This window comes from Nocardia sp. CA-120079 (assembly GCF_050955745.1).
Lineage (GTDB): Bacteria > Actinomycetota > Actinomycetes > Mycobacteriales > Mycobacteriaceae > Nocardia.
The window spans coordinates 5723356-5739944 of sequence record NZ_CP192088.1; the positions used below are offsets into that span (position 1 = coordinate 5723356).

Annotated in this window: 15 protein-coding genes; 9 read left to right on the forward strand and 6 right to left on the reverse strand. The window is 65.3% G+C overall.

Features of this window, described 5'->3' with window-relative positions; all coding sequences use genetic code 11:
* Positions 1-77: 77 nt before the first annotated feature.
* Positions 78-1415, forward strand: a complete 1338-nt coding sequence (locus ACQPYR_RS26380) for a helix-turn-helix domain-containing protein (RefSeq protein ID WP_433621629.1) — start codon at positions 78-80, stop codon at positions 1413-1415.
* On the opposite strand, the gene ACQPYR_RS26385 is transcribed toward ACQPYR_RS26380, so the two are convergent.
* A complete protein-coding gene (locus ACQPYR_RS26385; protein WP_433621630.1) occupies positions 1366-1965 on the reverse strand; it encodes a GNAT family N-acetyltransferase in 600 nt (199 codons plus the stop codon). The genes ACQPYR_RS26380 and ACQPYR_RS26385 overlap by 50 nt on opposite strands.
* Positions 1966-2115: 150 nt before the next feature.
* On the opposite strand from ACQPYR_RS26385, the gene ACQPYR_RS26390 reads away from it, so the two are divergent.
* Positions 2116-3108, forward strand: coding sequence for a 1-aminocyclopropane-1-carboxylate deaminase/D-cysteine desulfhydrase (locus tag ACQPYR_RS26390; RefSeq protein WP_433621631.1), 993 nt, complete (start codon positions 2116-2118; stop codon positions 3106-3108).
* Here the strand turns inward: ACQPYR_RS26390 and ACQPYR_RS26395 are convergent.
* Positions 3093-3701, reverse strand: coding sequence for a QsdR family transcriptional regulator (locus ACQPYR_RS26395; RefSeq protein ID WP_364472630.1), 609 nt, complete (start codon positions 3699-3701; stop codon positions 3093-3095). The genes ACQPYR_RS26390 and ACQPYR_RS26395 overlap by 16 nt on opposite strands.
* A gap of 109 nt (positions 3702-3810) precedes the next feature.
* On the opposite strand from ACQPYR_RS26395, the gene ACQPYR_RS26400 reads away from it, so the two are divergent.
* The gene (locus ACQPYR_RS26400; RefSeq protein ID WP_433621632.1) at positions 3811-5607 is read left to right on the forward strand and encodes an acyl-CoA dehydrogenase; all 1797 of its coding nucleotides are present in this window, start codon (positions 3811-3813) and stop codon (positions 5605-5607) included.
* Positions 5608-5610: 3 nt separating this feature from the next.
* Here the strand turns inward: ACQPYR_RS26400 and ACQPYR_RS26405 are convergent, their stop codons facing one another.
* From ACQPYR_RS26405 to ACQPYR_RS26420, 4 genes are read right to left on the reverse strand one after another with little or no spacing between them, the layout of a single operon-like run.
* Positions 5611-6156, reverse strand: coding sequence for a hypothetical protein (locus tag ACQPYR_RS26405; protein ID WP_433621633.1), 546 nt, complete (start codon positions 6154-6156; stop codon positions 5611-5613).
* A complete protein-coding gene (locus ACQPYR_RS26410; protein ID WP_433621634.1) occupies positions 6156-7274 on the reverse strand; it encodes a hypothetical protein in 1119 nt (372 codons plus the stop codon). Before ACQPYR_RS26410 ends, ACQPYR_RS26405 begins: the two co-directional genes overlap by 1 nt.
* Before the next feature lie 31 nt (positions 7275-7305).
* Positions 7306-7683 (reverse strand): hypothetical protein, encoded by a 378-nt coding sequence (locus tag ACQPYR_RS26415; RefSeq protein WP_433621635.1) that lies wholly within the window; start codon positions 7681-7683, stop codon positions 7306-7308.
* A gap of 59 nt (positions 7684-7742) precedes the next feature.
* Positions 7743-9335, reverse strand: coding sequence for a hypothetical protein (locus ACQPYR_RS26420; RefSeq protein ID WP_433621636.1), 1593 nt, complete (start codon positions 9333-9335; stop codon positions 7743-7745).
* Between the two features lie 476 nt (positions 9336-9811).
* Here ACQPYR_RS26420 and ACQPYR_RS26425 point away from each other — a divergent pair, with 476 nt between their 5' ends.
* From ACQPYR_RS26425 to ACQPYR_RS26450, 6 genes are read left to right on the forward strand one after another with little or no spacing between them, the layout of a single operon-like run.
* Positions 9812-10597, forward strand: coding sequence for a GntR family transcriptional regulator (locus ACQPYR_RS26425; protein WP_387292496.1), 786 nt, complete (start codon positions 9812-9814; stop codon positions 10595-10597).
* A complete protein-coding gene (locus ACQPYR_RS26430; RefSeq protein WP_040689749.1) occupies positions 10597-10824 on the forward strand; it encodes a 4Fe-4S dicluster domain-containing protein in 228 nt (75 codons plus the stop codon). The genes ACQPYR_RS26425 and ACQPYR_RS26430 overlap by 1 nt, the downstream gene beginning before the upstream one ends.
* Before the next feature lie 16 nt (positions 10825-10840).
* Positions 10841-12268 (forward strand): ABC transporter substrate-binding protein, encoded by a 1428-nt coding sequence (locus ACQPYR_RS26435; protein WP_433621637.1) that lies wholly within the window; start codon positions 10841-10843, stop codon positions 12266-12268.
* On the forward strand, positions 12265-13149 hold the full coding sequence (locus ACQPYR_RS26440; RefSeq protein ID WP_433621638.1) for an ABC transporter permease: 885 nt from the start codon (positions 12265-12267) through the stop codon (positions 13147-13149). Before ACQPYR_RS26435 ends, ACQPYR_RS26440 begins: the two co-directional genes overlap by 4 nt.
* The gene (locus tag ACQPYR_RS26445) at positions 13146-13892 is read left to right on the forward strand and encodes an ABC transporter ATP-binding protein (protein ID WP_433621639.1); all 747 of its coding nucleotides are present in this window, start codon (positions 13146-13148) and stop codon (positions 13890-13892) included. Before ACQPYR_RS26440 ends, ACQPYR_RS26445 begins: the two co-directional genes overlap by 4 nt.
* On the forward strand, positions 13889-16576 hold the full coding sequence (locus ACQPYR_RS26450) for a fumarate reductase/succinate dehydrogenase flavoprotein subunit (protein ID WP_433621640.1): 2688 nt from the start codon (positions 13889-13891) through the stop codon (positions 16574-16576). The genes ACQPYR_RS26445 and ACQPYR_RS26450 overlap by 4 nt, the downstream gene beginning before the upstream one ends.
* The last annotated feature ends 13 nt before the right edge of the window (positions 16577-16589 follow it).

Consider the following 16589-nt stretch of genomic DNA (forward strand, 5'->3'; position numbering starts at 1 on the left):
GAAAAAGTGCCCCAACTGTGCAGAAAGCGGTACTTTTGCCCGTGTAGTCACTAGCTGCGGTGGAAGCGGGGAGTCCGGTGCCGGAGATTGAGTGGACGGCTGGGGAGGTCGTTGCGTTGCGAGAGGCGTTGCGCCTGAGTCGGATCGAATTCGCCCGAAAGCTGGGGGTCACTCGTCGGACGCTGGTCTGCTGGGAGACCGAACGGACAACGACCCTCCGAGCGGCCAGCCGACGGTTGCTGTATCGGGTGCTGTCCGAACTCGACATCGATCAGCGGGAGCGATTCGATGCGGCACTTTCTGTCGCTATCCATGCACCGATCGGGCGCGAGTTCGACGCGAAGGAGGTCGAATCAAATACTCGCGCAGCACATGTGGAAGGTCTACCGTTTGACATTGTGGAGCGACGAGAATTTGTTCGGCTGATGGGCATCGTCGCCGCTCAGATATCCGCACCTGTCGCGACCGAGAACATCGTCATGGACAAGCCGATCCTGGGCCGAGCGGACCTCCGGGTTGATGAAGAGGTCATAGGCGGCATAGAGGCGATGCTGGCGAAGGCTATGGACACTGACGATCAGTTCGGCCCATGGCTTGTGCTCCGCTCGGTGCTGACTCAGCGGAGCCTGGTCGCGTCGCTGCTGCCAGATTGTCCGTCGCAGTTGCGTCCGAGACTGCTGTCAGTGTTCGCGAACCTGACGCGTTTCGCTGGCTGGCTTTACTTCGACATGGGCGATTTGGCTTCCGCCTGCAAGCTTTACGAGGAGGCGCGCACCTCTGCCCATGAAGCCAGGGACGTGAAGTTAGCGGCGTTCACGCTCTCGCACCTAAGCCATCTCGCCCTATGGCGGGGATGCCCGCGACTTGCGGTCGATCACGCCACTGCCGCATTGAACTGGGCGCGACAGACTGATGATCGACTGCTGGTAGCAGACGCGGCGGAGATGGCCGCTCGTGCCTATGCAGAAATCGGCGAGAAAACCGACTGTCTTGCGGTCTTGGATGAGAACTCGGCGGCGGTTGCCGATTCGGTCGGACCGCATCAGCCCGTATCTTCGCTCGCCTACTTCTACGGTCCCGGTCTCAGCGCAGCAGCCCGAAGTCACTGCACGCGTCGACTGGGCGATTCCACGAAAGCTGAAGCAGCAGCTCAGGAGTCGCTGAAATTGATCGATCCGACGTTTGTGCGGGACCGCGCGTTCTCGGTGCTTGACCTCGGCAATGCCTACATCGTCCAGCGGGAAATCGAAGCCGCATCGGCTGCGATCGCAGACGCCGCCAACCTGGCCAAGAAGAACCAGAGCGGCCGTCTGGTCGAAGCGTTGCGCAATGCCCGATCCGACTTGGCTCCGTGGCAGGATTCGATCACGGTTCGGGAGTTGGACCAGGAACTCGCAACTCACGGTTTCCTCTGATCGGTAGCGGCAGCGTATAGAACTCGAGCAATTCGATCGGCGCCTCGGGCGGGAAGTATCGATAGCCAACTGGTTCTGTCTCCGGTCGCCCGATCAGTGAGTGGACACCGGTCGCCCCGGGCAGCACCGAATACGCAACTCGCTGCTCAGTTCGATCGGCGAGAAGGCGCTGAATCACCTTCCGCCCAATGCCTTTCCGCTGCCAATCCGGATCGACCGCCAGACCACTTATCAGGAAGGTTCGACCGCCCGACTCCGCAGTGACCTCGGGCGACAGCGCCTCTATCTTGTCCCACCAGCCGTCCGCCGACTCGAGCGGATACCCATACGCCGCGCCGACCACGACATCGTCCATCTCGGCGGTCACCAGGACGAAGCCTGGCCTGGCGAGCAGCGATGTGAATACATCGCGGTGTCGCACTGACTCCGCCGTGGACCACCGATGTGGGGGAAGGGCAAATGCTCGGTCGAACAGCGCACACACCGAGTCCTCCAACATCATCGCGCGCGGGGTATCGCAGCGATTGACTTCCGGCAGGTCCACCAACATGTGCTCCCTCGCTTCGCCCGACCCCTACTTTCCGTCACGCTTGCTGCGCGTGTCCAGCTATCTCGGCACGGGCGATCCGTCCCAGGTCTGTGCTGCCCGCCGCGACCAAACTCCTTCCGAAGGGAGCTGAACCCCGATAATGGTCGGATTATGACCGCACCCCTACTCCACCAGCGCTTCCCCGAACTGGCCGGCACACTGCCGTTCGCCCGACTCGGTATCGCGCCGACGCCGGTCCGCCCGCTGGACCTCGGCACCAACAGCGCTGTGTGGTGCAAGGACGAAAGCGGGTACGGCTCCGGTGGCTGGGGTGGCAATAAGATCCGCAAGCTGGAGTGGCTATTGCCAGAGGCCCGACGGCGCGGTGCCCGCACCATTCTCACCTTCGGCGGCACCGGAACCAACTGGGGTCTGGCCACGGCGCTCTACGCCCGGGAATTCGGCATCGACACCGCGCTGGCGCTGGTCGACCAACCGGTGGACGGCCACGTCCGCGCGCAGCTGCGGCGACTGGAAAACTCCGGCGCCACTCTACATTTCACGCACAGCAAGTTGCGCACCGTCCTGGCCGCACCGTGGCTGCTGCTGCGGCATATGCACGGGCGCACCCCACCGTATGTGCTGCCCGTCGGCGGATCGTCGCCGATCGGCGCGCTCGGCTATGTCGAGGTCGCATTGGAACTGGCGGCGCAGATCGCGGCGGGCGAACTACCGCAACCGACACATCTGGTGACCGCCGTCGGATCCGGTGGCACGGCAGCGGGTTTGGCCCTCGGCTTACGGCTTGCTGGACTACGCACCCGCGTCGTCGGTGTCGTCGTCAACGACTCGCTCCCCCTCGACGCGCGACACATTGTCGGGCTGGCGAACCGCGCCGCGATGGTGCTGCGCGCACGCGGCGCGGAATTCACCGCGCCCGAGTTGCGCCCCGACGACGTGACGATGGTGCGCGACTGGCTCGGTCCCGGCTACGGCCATGAAACCCCGGCCGCCATTGCCGCGAAGAAGCTCGCCGCGACCAACGGGCTGGAATTGGAAACCGTCTACACCGCAAAGGCTTTGGCCGGACTCCGGGAGATGGATACCCGCGGCGACTTCGGCGACGGACCCGTTCTGTTCCTCGATACCTACGGGCCGCGCTGATCCGGGTCCAGTCCCAGGATCACCGCCAGCACCGCGCGCAACCGCTCCACATCGCCGCGAAGGCCGGTCACCGCATCCTGATAGAGGAAGGCCTCGATGAGCCGGACCAGCGCATAGGCGAAGGTCTGGGTATCGACCCGGTTCTGGTAACCCTCCACCATCGCGGTATCCAGAATTTCGGCGACCACCCCGACCACCTTCGGCTGGACCGGTCCATCGCTGGTGGTGATGATGCGGCCCGCGGTGGCCTGTTCGGTCGCGATGAAATAGCGGTAGGCCTCGCTGCGCGTCATCCACTGCGCCACCCGGTCCAGCAGGGCGAGTACCCGCGGCGCGCCGGTGCCGTCGTCGCGCGTCTGCGCCGCCACGACCATCCGCTCGAATTCCGACACCATGACCGCGCCGAGCAGACCGTCGCGCGAACCGAACCAGCGGTAGATGGTCGCGCGCGACAATCCGAGTTCCGCCGCGATCGCCTGCACATCGACCCGCTCACAGGCCAGGAACTGGGCACTGGCGGCGGCGAGCACCTGGTCCTGGGAGGCGGCGGCGGGACGGCCGACGGGACGGGCGGCACCTGAGGTTGTGGTCATCCCAGCCCTGGGATCGATTCGCGACACATGCGTAGTAACGTACCAAATTGATCCGAGCGAGTACCGCGCCCCGTCTGGGCCAGTGCTCCCCGACCGAGAGGATGTGCCCGTGCGCTCGACCCTGATCTCCCGTAGAGACCTGGACTTCCTGCTCTACGAATGGCTGCGGGTCGAGGAGCTCACGGCGCTGCCCCGGTTCACCGAACACTCCCGGGATACCTTCGACGGCTTCCTCGACCTCTGCGAGGATCTGGCCGCCCGGCACTTCGCCCCCCACAACAAGCACAACGACAACAATGAGCCGACCTTCGACGGTGAGAAGGTCACGATCATCCCGGAGGTGAAGGCCGCGATCGAGGCCTTCACAAAGGCCAATCTCATCGGCGCCGCGATGGACGAGGAGATCGGCGGGCTGCAGTTGCCCGCCACCGTGGAGGCCGCCGGATTCTGCTGGTTCCAGGCCGCCAATGTCGGCACCAGCGGCTATCTGTTCCTGACCGTCGGCAATGCCAATCTGCTCGCCGCGCACGGCACCCCGGAGCAGATCGACCGCTTCGTCAAGCCCATGGTCGAGGGCCGGTTCACCGGCACGATGTGCCTGTCCGAACCGCAGGCGGGCTCATCGCTGGCCGATATCGTCACCCGCGCGGAACCGCAGGCCGATGGCACCTACCGGCTGTTCGGCTCGAAAATGTGGATCTCCGGCGGTGATCACGAACTGACCGACAATATCGTGCACCTCGTGCTGGCCAAGATTCCGGGCGGACCGGCCGGAACGAAGGGCATCTCGCTGTTCGTCGTGCCGAAATTCCTGGTGGCCGAGGACGGTTCGCTCGGCGCGCGCAACGATGTGGTGCTGGCCGGGTTGAACCACAAGATGGGATATCGGGGCACCACCAATACGGTGCTGAATTTCGGCGAGGGCAAGCACAATCCGGACGGCGCGCCCGGCGCGGTGGGTTACCTCGTCGGCGAACCGCATCGCGGCCTGTCCTACATGTTCCACATGATGAACGAGGCGCGCCTCGGCGTCGGTCTGGGCGCGACGGCGTTGGGCTACACCGGATATCTGAAATCGCTCGATTACGCCCGGGAACGCCGCCAAGGTCGCGCGGTCACCACCAAGGATCCGTCCGCACCGCAGGCGCCGATCATCGAGCATGCCGATGTGCGACGAATGTTGTTGGCGCAGAAGGCCTATGTCGAGGGCGCGCTCGCTCTGCTGCTCTTCTGCAACCGCCTCGTCGATCTGGAACGCACCACCACGGACCCTGCGGCCAAACGCGAGCACACGCTGCTGCTGGAAATTCTCACAGGCGTCGCGAAGAGCTGGCCGTCGCAATGGTGTCTGGAGGCCAACAGCCTCGCCATCCAGGTACACGGCGGCTACGGCTACACCCGCGAATACGACGTCGAACAGCACTACCGCGACAACCGCCTCAACCCGATCCACGAAGGCACGCACGGCATCCAGGGTCTGGATCTGTTGGGCCGCAAGGTGATCCAGCACGACGGCGCGAGCCTGCGGCTACTGGCCGCACAGATCGAGCGGACCGTACTCGCGGCCACCGAGGCGGGCGGCGAGTGGACCGAGTTCGGTGGCCAGCTCGACGCGGTCTGGCAGCGGCTGCTCACCGTCACCGGCTGGATGTTCGCCTCCGGCGATATCGCCGCCGCCATGGCCAATTCCAGCATCTATCTGGAGGCCTTCGGGCACGTCGTGGTCGCCTGGATCTGGCTGGAGCAGGCGCTGGCCGCGCACGGCAAACAAGGCGACTTCTACGACGGCAAGCGCGCGGCGGCCCGCTACTTCTTCCGCTACGAATTGCCCAAGACCACACCGCAATTGGATCTGCTGGAGCTGATGGACCGGACCACGCTGGATATGCGCGACTCCTGGTTCTGACCGTCAGACGACCAGTGGTTGCCGCCCGGGTCGGGTGCGACGCCAGGCCACCATGAGAAAGACCAGCAGGCCGACCAGCGGCAGGGTGCCGATCGTCCAGCTCAGCGGCAACGGCGGTCCGGGCTGGTCGAGCACCGTGACATTGCCGAGGGTTCCTTCGCCGTGTCCGAGCGGTCCGTCGATCACGAAGGTGAAGGTGTAGGTGCCGGGTGCGTCGAAGGCCCTGACGTCCAAACCCCAGGAGTCGCGTTTGCGCGGATGGCGGACCAGGGGCGTGGCGCGGCGACCGGGCCTGATCGCTGGTCCGGTCAGGTGCAGCGTCCCGGATTTGTCGGCGATGCCGCCATCGGGCATGAAGGTGAAGTCCAGCGATTTCATCGCGCGGATGGGCCAGGTGGAGAAGCCGACGGTCACGCCGTACGGACCCACCTGGACGCGCTCGGTGTGCACGATTTCGACCGGCGCATAGGCTGAGGCGGGGGCGACAGCGACGAGCGACAGGGTGACCACGGCCAGCACGGTCACGGCGAGCCTGCGGAGTACCGACATCACGCATCCTTCGTTGCGGGCAGCATGGTGGTGAACCGGCCGCCGAGGAATCCGGCGAGCAGGCCGAGCGGAATGCCGAGCAGCGAGATCGTCACGATGTCGCCGACCGCGATATGCGAGGTAGCGCGGACGAGGTTCAATTGCAGCGGGAACGTCACGCCGATGATGACACCGGTCACCACACCGGCCAGCAGCACGATCTTGCGCGCGTCGAAACCACGGGTACGGGACAGCCAGAACAACCCCTCGACCGCGATCGCCGCGACAATCAGGAACATCGGCATCATGACGGGCAGATCCGGCGGCCGTCCGGTGAGACCGTCACGCAGCGGCAGCCCGATCGCCGACGCATAGATTTCCGCGGCCCAGGGCGAGAACCACCAGAGGAATGCCTGCATCGCACCGAGCGAAAGCGCGATGGCAATGGCCGCGCCCGCACGGGCCGACAGTGCGGCGCCCAGTACGAGCAGCATCGGCCCGAACAGGACGATGCCGAGGATGGTCGGGTCGACGGGCAGATGCAGGTTGTTCAACGCATTGGTGGGAATCGGGGCGAAGGTGATCAGGATCGGAATCGCGACGGCGATGCCGATCCGGCCCCAGCGGTGATCGCGGTGGGCGGCGAAAACGATGATGCTGCCGATCATGGTGAGCGCGTTGGACAGGAACAGCGCCACATGCGACGGGGTGTTGAGCACCGCGTCGAAGCCGTAGATCGAATGCCACTCCAGATCGAGCAGGCCGTAGAGCAGGAATAGCGCCGCACCGGCTCCGGCGACCATAAAGCCGAGCGGTGCGGTCAGGTTGCTGCCGAAGACTCGAATGGGGGTGCCGCCGAGGCGGGGCACGGGCCTACCAGCCCGTTGGGCGGAGGTCGCGATGAGCACCATGGCCAGGCTGGCGAAGCCGGATATCGCGCTGCCGGAGTACAGGAACAGATGCGGCAGGGTGAAGAAGGTGTCCGGACCGACCTCGTTGTGCCACTGGATATCCCAGCTCAGGCCGACCAATGTCACCGCGGTGCCGAGTAATACACCCCAGGCGCCGATGCGGGCGGCGGCGCTGTCATCGGAAATCTCGGATCCGGTGTCAGCTTCGGCCGGTGCTGCCGTGGTCATGGTGATCATTCCTCCTGATCTGTGCATGGTTTCAGCCGCCGACCCAGATCGGCACCGCGAGTTCGTCGATGCCGTCGTGCTCGTCGATCGACAGTCGAAGCTCCCATGGGCCGGTCATCATCAGTGGTACCGATGCAACGTGGAAGTGTCCCGAACCGGTGGCTGTCGCAGCGATCGGCTGTCCGGCGTGGCCCATGAGCGGCTGGTTTGCCTGAATACATACGGCGGCATGCTCTTTCGTCACGCCAGCGCGGTCGGTGACAGCGATATCGATTGCGGTGCTGCCAATTCGGACGCTGTCGATGGAGATGGTGACGAGGTGCTGTGGACTGCCGGTTTTCAACACCAGCGGACCGGGCGGGCGGGGCCAGGCGAACCAGGCGATGACGGCGAGCACGATGATGATCACCGCTCCTGCGGCGAGACGAACGCTTTTCCGGGATGTGGCTGGGTTTCTCGCGCGCTCGGTCATGGTCGCGCTCCCGTCGCGACATCAAGGACGACGGGGACGGTAAGTACGGTGTAGCGCCGTTCGACCTGAATCCAGAGGCGATAGCGGCCCGCGAGTGGGAAGGTGTAGGTGAACGGCACGTCGGGTCCGTATGCGGCGACCGTCTCGTCGGGCGCGCTTTCGCCATTGGCGGGTGGCATGAGCATGGTGCCGCGGCTCGCGGCGGACTCGGTCATATCCATGCCGGGCATATCCATCCCCGGCATATCGGACACCCTGTGCATGGATGTCGCGCCCATCGAATGGCCGTGCCCCCAGATGGGTGAGTTCTGTACGGCCGCGGCAATATCCGCGTCGCCGGGTAGTGGACCCGCCATGATCAGGTGGCCGACCATGCCGAGCCACGGTTGCAGATCGGCGGCTTCGCCGAATTCGGCGGTAATGGTGGTCGGTGCCCCTGCTACCGGAGTAGTCGTCCTGACGATGACCGGGTTACCGTCGATGACAGTCGACGCGGTCTTGTCCGCATCACCGAGACGCACTGTGGTGCTGGAGGTTTCCGATGCCGCGGCACCAGGGACGGTGAAACCGCTTGGCGCGCGTACCATTTGCACACCACCGCCGCGCCGCGCCAACTCCGCGGACAGCGCATACCGACCGGCCTCGGGCGCGGCCAGATGAACCTGAAACCGTCCGGGCCCGATGCGGATCGGATGCAGATGCGACAGGCGGCCGGTGGGGCCGACGATCAGCAGATGCATTAGCGCACTGTCGTGCACGACCAAATCGTCGACGGGAGCACCGGTGGCGGCATCGATCAGAACAAGGTCGAGATCGCCTGGCTGCCCGGCGTTCCCGGGCCCACCCGCGACTGTGAGCAGTACCGGCGGCCGCGAAAAGTCCGAAATCAACGGCTGATGCACTGCGTACGGATCGGTGACATTGTCGAGCGTGGGATCGAGCTGACCGCCGGGTTGCGGTGGCAGCGGCAGCGATGCCGAAAGCAGTGCGGCGGTCACCGAGACCGCCACACCGGCTACCATCCCGGCGGCCGGAACCAGCGCCCACACGCTGCGTCGAGCACGAATCGCGATCACCACCGCGACGGGCAGCAGTACGCCCGCCACCAGAAATCCGCCGTAGACCAGGCGCTCGGGTGGCGAGGTCACCTGCGCGGGCACGATGAACGGAATACGTGCCACTCGCATACCGTCGCCGACCGCCAGTTCCCATGGCCCAGCACGGTCCATTCGGACCGTCGCCGAGTACATCCCGGGATTGCCGCCGAGATCGACAACGGCCTCGGTGGTCGGCACTCCAGGTGCAGGCTGTGTCGACTTCTCGGACACCCCCGTCGGTGTCGCCGCGAGCGAGAGTTGCCCCGGCGCGGTGCCGGCATGGGTGACCACATCCACCCGCAACGGCCCCGGCACGCTGGTCACCCGGCGCAAGATGATCGTGAGCTCGCGATCACCGAGCGACTGCGCGACCGAAATATCCGAACCGGAGGACGCCGAATCCGCCGACACGGAACCCACCCCGATCGACACCAACAACGCGCACACCCCCGCGACCAGCAGAGCGCGACCAACACCGGCGACAACAGCCACGCCCGCCATGGTAGGGATGCGTGCCTACGAGAACATCACCCCCAGAGGGGATTCCGCCTCCCCCGCCGGAGTGATGGCGTCCTATTCCGGCATCCGGACAATCCCCCAGCTCGCCGCCGAAGCCACCTGCTGCTTCAATCGCCGGCCGACGTGCGGCGAATGGGCCGCCAACGACAATGGCTGCAGCACCGGCGTGGACACGCTCGATAAACGCGACCGTAGTGGCCGGACCGCGGCACGTAAAAGCTGTCCCGGGATAGCCGAGCGCGGCGTTGTACCTGCACCACCTCACTCAACCCGTCATTCGAATCTGTGTGATCGAAACTCGTCGGCCGCGAACAGGGTGGCGCAATGGCCACTCCGAGCCCCATCCGCCCAGGTCAGAGCCGGTAGGGGGCGGCGCAATAACATCCCCTGATTTGTGGCGCTCGCTTGCGCGCATGCAGGCGTCCGAGCGCCAACTATCGTCGCTGTCCATGCAGGTCAGCGAGAGAAAGGTGGCGGAGGTGGGAGCCGAGGCGACGCCCGTGCGCCGGTTGCGGGCCGACCAGGCGCGCCGGATAGCCGACGTGCTGCGTCATCAGATACATGCGGGTGCGTTCGACGATGTGCTGCCGAGCGAGCAGGAATTGGTCACCGAATACGACGCATCGCGCAATACCGTGCGCGACGCACTCGCGCTGCTCAAGGACGAAGGGCTGATCGATCGAGTGCCGAAGGTGGGCACCCGGGTCGCTCGGCGCAAATACGATCACGGGCTGGACGCACTGCTCGGGCTGCAGGAAACCCTCAAGGGCCACGGCACGGTGCGCAACGAGGTGCGCGCGGCAATGCATATCACCGCACCACCCGCCGTCGCACGCAAGCTCGGGCTGAATCCCGGTGAGCGCGTGGTCTATATCGAACGACTGCGCTATCTCGCCGACCTACCGCTGAGCCTGGATCTGACCTATCTCGCACCCGATATCGGCACCGAGGTCCTCGGCCACGATCTCGAGACCAACGACATCTTCGTACTCATCGAACAGATCAGCGGCGGACCGCTCGGCTCGGCCGACCTCGCGCTGGAAGCGATTACCGCCGACGCCCACACCGCGGCCACCTTGGAAGCACCCGAGGGCGCGGCGTTACTGATGCTCGAACGGCTGACCCGGCTCGACGACGGCCGACCGGTGGATCTGGAATACATCCGGATGCGCGGAGATCGAATCACCATGCGCGGCAGCCTGATCCGCAGCACATCCGAATGGAAGGTCATCTGATGGCACTTGCGAACCAACGCACCGACATTCCGGTGACCATCGACGAATCACTGTGCATCCAGGGTTGCACGCTGTGCGTGGAAATCTGCCCGCTGGACTCGCTGGCCATCAATCCGGAAAACGGCAAGGCCTTCATGCACGTCGACGAGTGCTGGTACTGCGGCCCCTGCGCCGCCCGGTGTCCCACGGGCGCCGTCACCGTCAATATGCCCTATCTGTTGCGCTGAACGATCCGGAAGTCCCATGAAGAAACGCCTCGCTCCCCTGCTCCTCGCCGTCGCACTCGCCGCGGCGGGCTGCTCACTGCAGAGTTCGGACAACACCCCCGAAGGCACCGTCAAGGTCGTCGTCGGCTACCAGTCCAAGACCATCAATACCGTCACCGCGGGCACCCTGCTGCGCGCCCAGGGCTATCTGGAACAGCGGCTGCAGAAGATCACCGACAGCGGCGGTGCCAAGTACCAGGTCGAGTGGCAGGACTACGACACCGGCGCGCCGATCACCGCGCAGATGCTGGCCGAGAAGATCGATATCGGATCGATGGGCGATTATCCGTTGCTGATCAACGGTTCTCGCACGCAGTCCAATGAGCGGGCCAAGACCGCGCTGGTATCGGTGACCGGCTACAACCCCAAGGGCGCACTCAATATGGTTGTGGTGCCGCAGGATTCGACGGCGACCGGAATCGCCGACTTGGCCGGGCAGAAGATTTCGGCCAGCGTCGGCTCGGCCGGACACGGCACCCTGGTGCAGGCGCTGTCGCGGGTGGGTGTCGATCCGGCCAAGGGCGTCGAGGTGCTCAACCAGCAGCCACAGATCGGGGCGACCGCATTGGAATCGCATCAGGTCGGCGCGCTCGCGCAATTCGTGGCCTGGCCCGGACTGCTGGTCTTCCAGAATAAGGCGAAATTGCTCTACGACGGTGCGGAATTGGGTGTGCCCACCTTTCACGGCGTGGTCGCGCGACGCTCCTACAGCGCCGATCATCCCGAGGTGCTGCAGGCCTTCCTCGCCGCTCAGCTCGATGCCACGAAGTTCCTGAACGAGAAGCCGTTCGAGGCCGCCAAGATCGTCGCCGACGGTTCCGGATTGCCGCAGGAGGTCGTGTACCTCTACAACGGACCCGGCGGAACGTCTTTCGATACCACCCTCAAGCCCAGTCTGATCGGCGCGTTCAAAGGCGATGTGCAGTACCTGAAGTCGATCGGTGACTTCGCCGAACTCGATATCGACAAGTTCATCGATCCCGCGCCGCTGCGCAAGGCCTTCGCCGATAACAGCATTGGCGACTACGACCAGGCGGTGGCGTCCACCGTCAATCCCAGCCGCGTCACCGGCACCGACCCGGTCTGCGCACGTCCGGTGAGCAATGCCGCGCTTGCCGGTGAGCTGTGGCTCGACGGTACGGAGCGACCGCAGCCCGCCGCCGATCCGACCTGCCTGCTGCGCGCGGTCCAAGCGGCCAAGGCGCAGGGCAAGGTCATCCGCGCCGCCTATGTGCCCGATGCCGAACTCGGCACGCGCTGGTTCGCCGATAAGGCGGTGTGGCTGCGCGATGGCGACAACTTCCTGCCGTTCACGACACAAGCTGCCGCCCAGCGCTACCGGCAGGCGCACCCGGCCGCGACCGCGATCTCCTATGACCAGGCCGTCACGGAAGTCCGGCCGTGACCGCATCGCACAGCGCCTCGTTGTTGGAGAATGGCCCGGCAACGGGTGAGCGCACCACAGCACTTGCCGTGGCCACCGATGATGGAACCGCCGAAGTACGTGGCAGTTCCGTGTGGCGCACCCGAGTGCTCCAGGTTGCGTCGGTCGCGACCGCGATCGGACTGTGGCAGCTGCTCACCGCCAATAATGTGCGATTGTGGCTGCGCTTCGACACGCTGCCAACGGTCACCGAGATCATCCGCGAATTCGGTAAGCAGCTGCAGTCGGACCAGTTCTATGTCGATGTCGCGCAGTCGCTGATCCGTATTCTGACCGGATTCGGACTCGCGGCGGTGGTCGGTGTGATCGCGGGCATCGCCCTCGGCCGCTCCGGACTCTTCGCCGCGGTACTCGGACCGCTCACCGAATTGGCCCGGCCGATTCCGGCCATCGCGCTGGTGCCGGTGGCGATTCTGCTGTTCCCGAGCGACGAATCGGGCATCGTCTTCATCACCTTCATGGCATCGCTGTTCCCGGTGCTGGTCAGCACCCGGCACGCGGTACGCGCGCTGCCGACCATCTGGGAGGATGCGCTGCGCACCCTGGGTGCGTCGCGCGCTGATGTCCTTGTGCGAGTGGTGTTTCCGGGCATCCTGCCGGGCGTATTCAGCGGTCTGTCGGTCGGGATGGGTGTGGCATGGATCTGCCTCATCTCAGCCGAGATGATCTCGGGACGGCTCGGCATCGGCTACCGGACCTGGCAGGCCTACACCATCGTCGACTATCCGGCGGTATTCGTCGGCATGATCACCATCGGCATCCTCGGCTTCGGCACCTCCGGAATCGTGGAATTGGCCGGACGCCGGATCACCCGCTGGCTGCCGAGGGAGGTCGCCGAATGACCACGACAACCGCACCCGCCACCCCGACCACAACCGGAATGCGGCTGAGCCTGGACGGAATTCGCATCGCCTACGGCGGAAAAACGGTGCTCGAGAACTTGGAGCTGGCCATCACGCCCGGCGAAATCCTGGTCGTGGTCGGTAAATCCGGTTGCGGCAAGTCGACGCTGCTGCGGGCGATCGCCGGACTGCGCAAGCCGGACCGCGGCGTGATCCGCGCCGACGGCATTGCAGTGACCGGGCCGTCCGCTGACCGCGCCCTTGTCTTCCAGGACGATGCGTTGCTGCCGTGGCGCACTGTGCGCCAGAACATCGAGCTCGCACTGCAATTGCGCAAAGTGCCGCGCACCGAACGCAAAGCCAGCGCCCAGCATTGGGTGGAGGAGGTCGGACTCACCGGCTACGCCGATTATCTCCCGCGCGATCTCTCCGGCGGCATGCGACAGCGAGTCCAGTTGGCGCGCAGTCTCGCCGGATCGCCGCGCGCGGTGCTGATGGACGAACCGTTCGGCGCACTCGACACCCAGACCCGGACAACCATGCAGCGCTTGCTGATCGACACCTGGCGCGCTCACCCCACCACCGTCGTATTCGTCACCCATGACCTGGACGAGGCGCTACTGCTCGGCGACCGCATCGCGGTACTCGGCGGCGGCGTGCTGCACACCCTGGTCGATGTGCCCGAGCCCCGCACACCGGCGGATCGCCGGTCGGTGAAGGCCGAAATCCTGGAGAAGTTGTGAATATTCCCGAGCTATCCGATCGGATCCGGCTCGACTGCGATGTGCTCGTCATCGGCGGCGGCACCGCGGGGACCATGGCCGCACTGACCGCCGCTGAGGCAGGCGCCGACGTGTTACTGCTGGAGAAGGCGCATGTGCGGCACTCCGGTGCCTTGGCCATGGGCATGGACGGGGTCAACAATGCGGTGATTCCCGGCAAGGCCGAACCCGAGGACTACGTCGCCGAAATCACCAGGGCCAATGACGGAATCGTCAACCAGCGCACCGTATATCAGACCGCCACCCGCGGCTTCGCCATGGTGCAGCGACTCGAACGCTACGGCGTGAAGTTCGAGAAGGACGAGTACGGCGAGTACGCGGTGCGCCGGGTGCACCGGTCCGGGTCGTACGTGCTGCCCATGCCCGAGGGCAAAGATGTGAAGAAGGCGCTGTATCGCGTACTGCGCCAACGCAAGATGCGCGAGAAGATCCGCATCGAGAACCGGCTCATGCCGGTGCGGGTGCTCACCGCTGCGGGCCGCGCGGTGGGTGCGGCCGCATTGAATACGCGCACCGGCGAGTTCGTGGCGGTGGGTGCCAAGGCGGTAATCCTGGCGACCGGTCCGTCCGGCCGCTTGGGGTTGCCCGCATCGGGTTATCTGTATGGCACTTACGAGAATCCGACCAATGCGGGCGACGGGTATTCGATGGCCTATCATGCCGGCGCGGAGCTCAGCGGTATCGAATGCTTCCAGATAAATCCGCTCATCAAGGATTACAACGGTCCGGCCTGCGCCTATGTGGCCAATCCGTTCGGCGGGTATCAGGTAAACGCGAAGGGCGAACGCTTCGTCGACTCCGATTACTGGTCCGGACAGATGATGTCGGAGGTCAAGCGCGAGATCGAATCCGCGCGCGGGCCCATCTATCTCAAGGTGTCGCATCTGCCCGACGAGACCCTCACGACGCTCGAAGGCATTCTGCATACCACCGAACGCCCGACCCGTGGCACCTTCCACGCCAATCGCGGCCATGACTATCGCACCCACGATATCGAGATGCATATCTCCGAAATCGGTTTATGTGGTGGACATTCCGCATCCGGCGTATGGGTCGACGAACACGCTCGCACGACCGTGCCCGGTCTCTACGCGGCCGGTGATCTCGCGTGCGTGCCGCACAACTACATGATCGGCGCTTTCGTCTTCGGCGATCTGGCTGGCGGCCATGCCGCATCGACACTATCCGAAGTCGCTGCACCCGTCGCACTTCCAGAAGACCAACTGACCGAGGCACATGAACTGATCTATCGACCGCTGCGGCAGCCGGACGGCCCACCGCAGCCGCAGGTCGAGTACAAGCTGCGCCGATTCGTGAACGACTATGTGGCGCCGCCGAAGACGGCCGCGAAGCTGTCGATCGCGGTCGAGACCTTCGAGCGGATGCGCGGCGAGATCGCCGAAATCGGTGCCCGCACACCTCATGAGCTCATGCGCGCGGTCGAGGTCTCCTTCATCCGCGACTGCGCCGAAATGGCGGCGCGCAGTTCACTGACCCGCACCGAATCACGGTGGGGCCTCTATCACGAACGCGCCGACCTGCCGCAGCGCGACGATGACGAGTGGCGATACCACCTGAACCTGCGCAAGAACTCCGATGGCACGATGGAATTCCTGAAGCGGCCGGTTGCGCCGTATCTGGTACCGGTGCCCGGTCTCGATGACCTGCCTTCTACCGACACTACTGTGGTCCCGATCGCGCAACCGGAACTCATCGGTGGGCGCGCACCGGCCGATGCACCGCGCACCGTCCGCACATCGACGACCCCGCCGTCACCGCGGCTGGTCAGCCTGCTAGCCCTGGATTCGCCTACGGTGCAGGACCTTTCGACCTATCTGTCCGATGCCGATGCCGGTGTTCGAGTGGCGGCGCTGTCGGTGCTGACCGAGAACACCCCTGAGGGATTCACATCGGTATTGATCGGCGCGCTCGACGACGACGCAGCATCCGTTCGCGCGGCAGCCGCGGCGAGTCTGCGCGAACTCGTGGAGGTGCTTCCCGATTCGATCGGCCTCGCCGATCGACTCGACTCCCCCGACCCGGTCGTCCGGGCAACCGTCGTGGATCTGTTACGCGCGCTGCGTGCCGGAACGGCAGCACAATTCGTTGCGGCACTGACCGATTCAGACCACCGGGTGCGCATCGAGGCCGTACGGGCTCTGGTATCGCTCGACGACTGGCAGGCCGTCTCGTCGGCGGCGACCGATGAGAACCGTGAGGTGCGCATTGCCGTCGCGCACGGGTTGTCGGCGATCGGCGGGCATGGCACCGAAACGGCGCGCGCTCTTGCCGAGGATCCGGATCCGCTCGTGCGTGCCGCCGCCCTGGCTTCCTTCGCGAATCTCGGTGTTGCGCAAGATGACACGTCGCTACTTGTCGGCGCGCTCGCACACTCTGCCTGGCAGGTCCGGGTGGGTGCCGCCCGGGGTCTCGCGGGCGCGGACCCCGATTTCGGCGTCAACCCGCTTTCCGAAGCCTTGCACGATCCGCACCTCGATGTGCGGAAGGCAGCGGTACTGGCGCTGGCCACCTGGCCACGCAGCGGGGCGGCGCACGATGCGCTGAAGCTGGCGATCGATGACAGCGATGCGGATGTGCGCGCCTATGCGCGCCGCGCGTTGGACAGCGTGCACCCATTGTCCTAGCCGCGCATTTCCG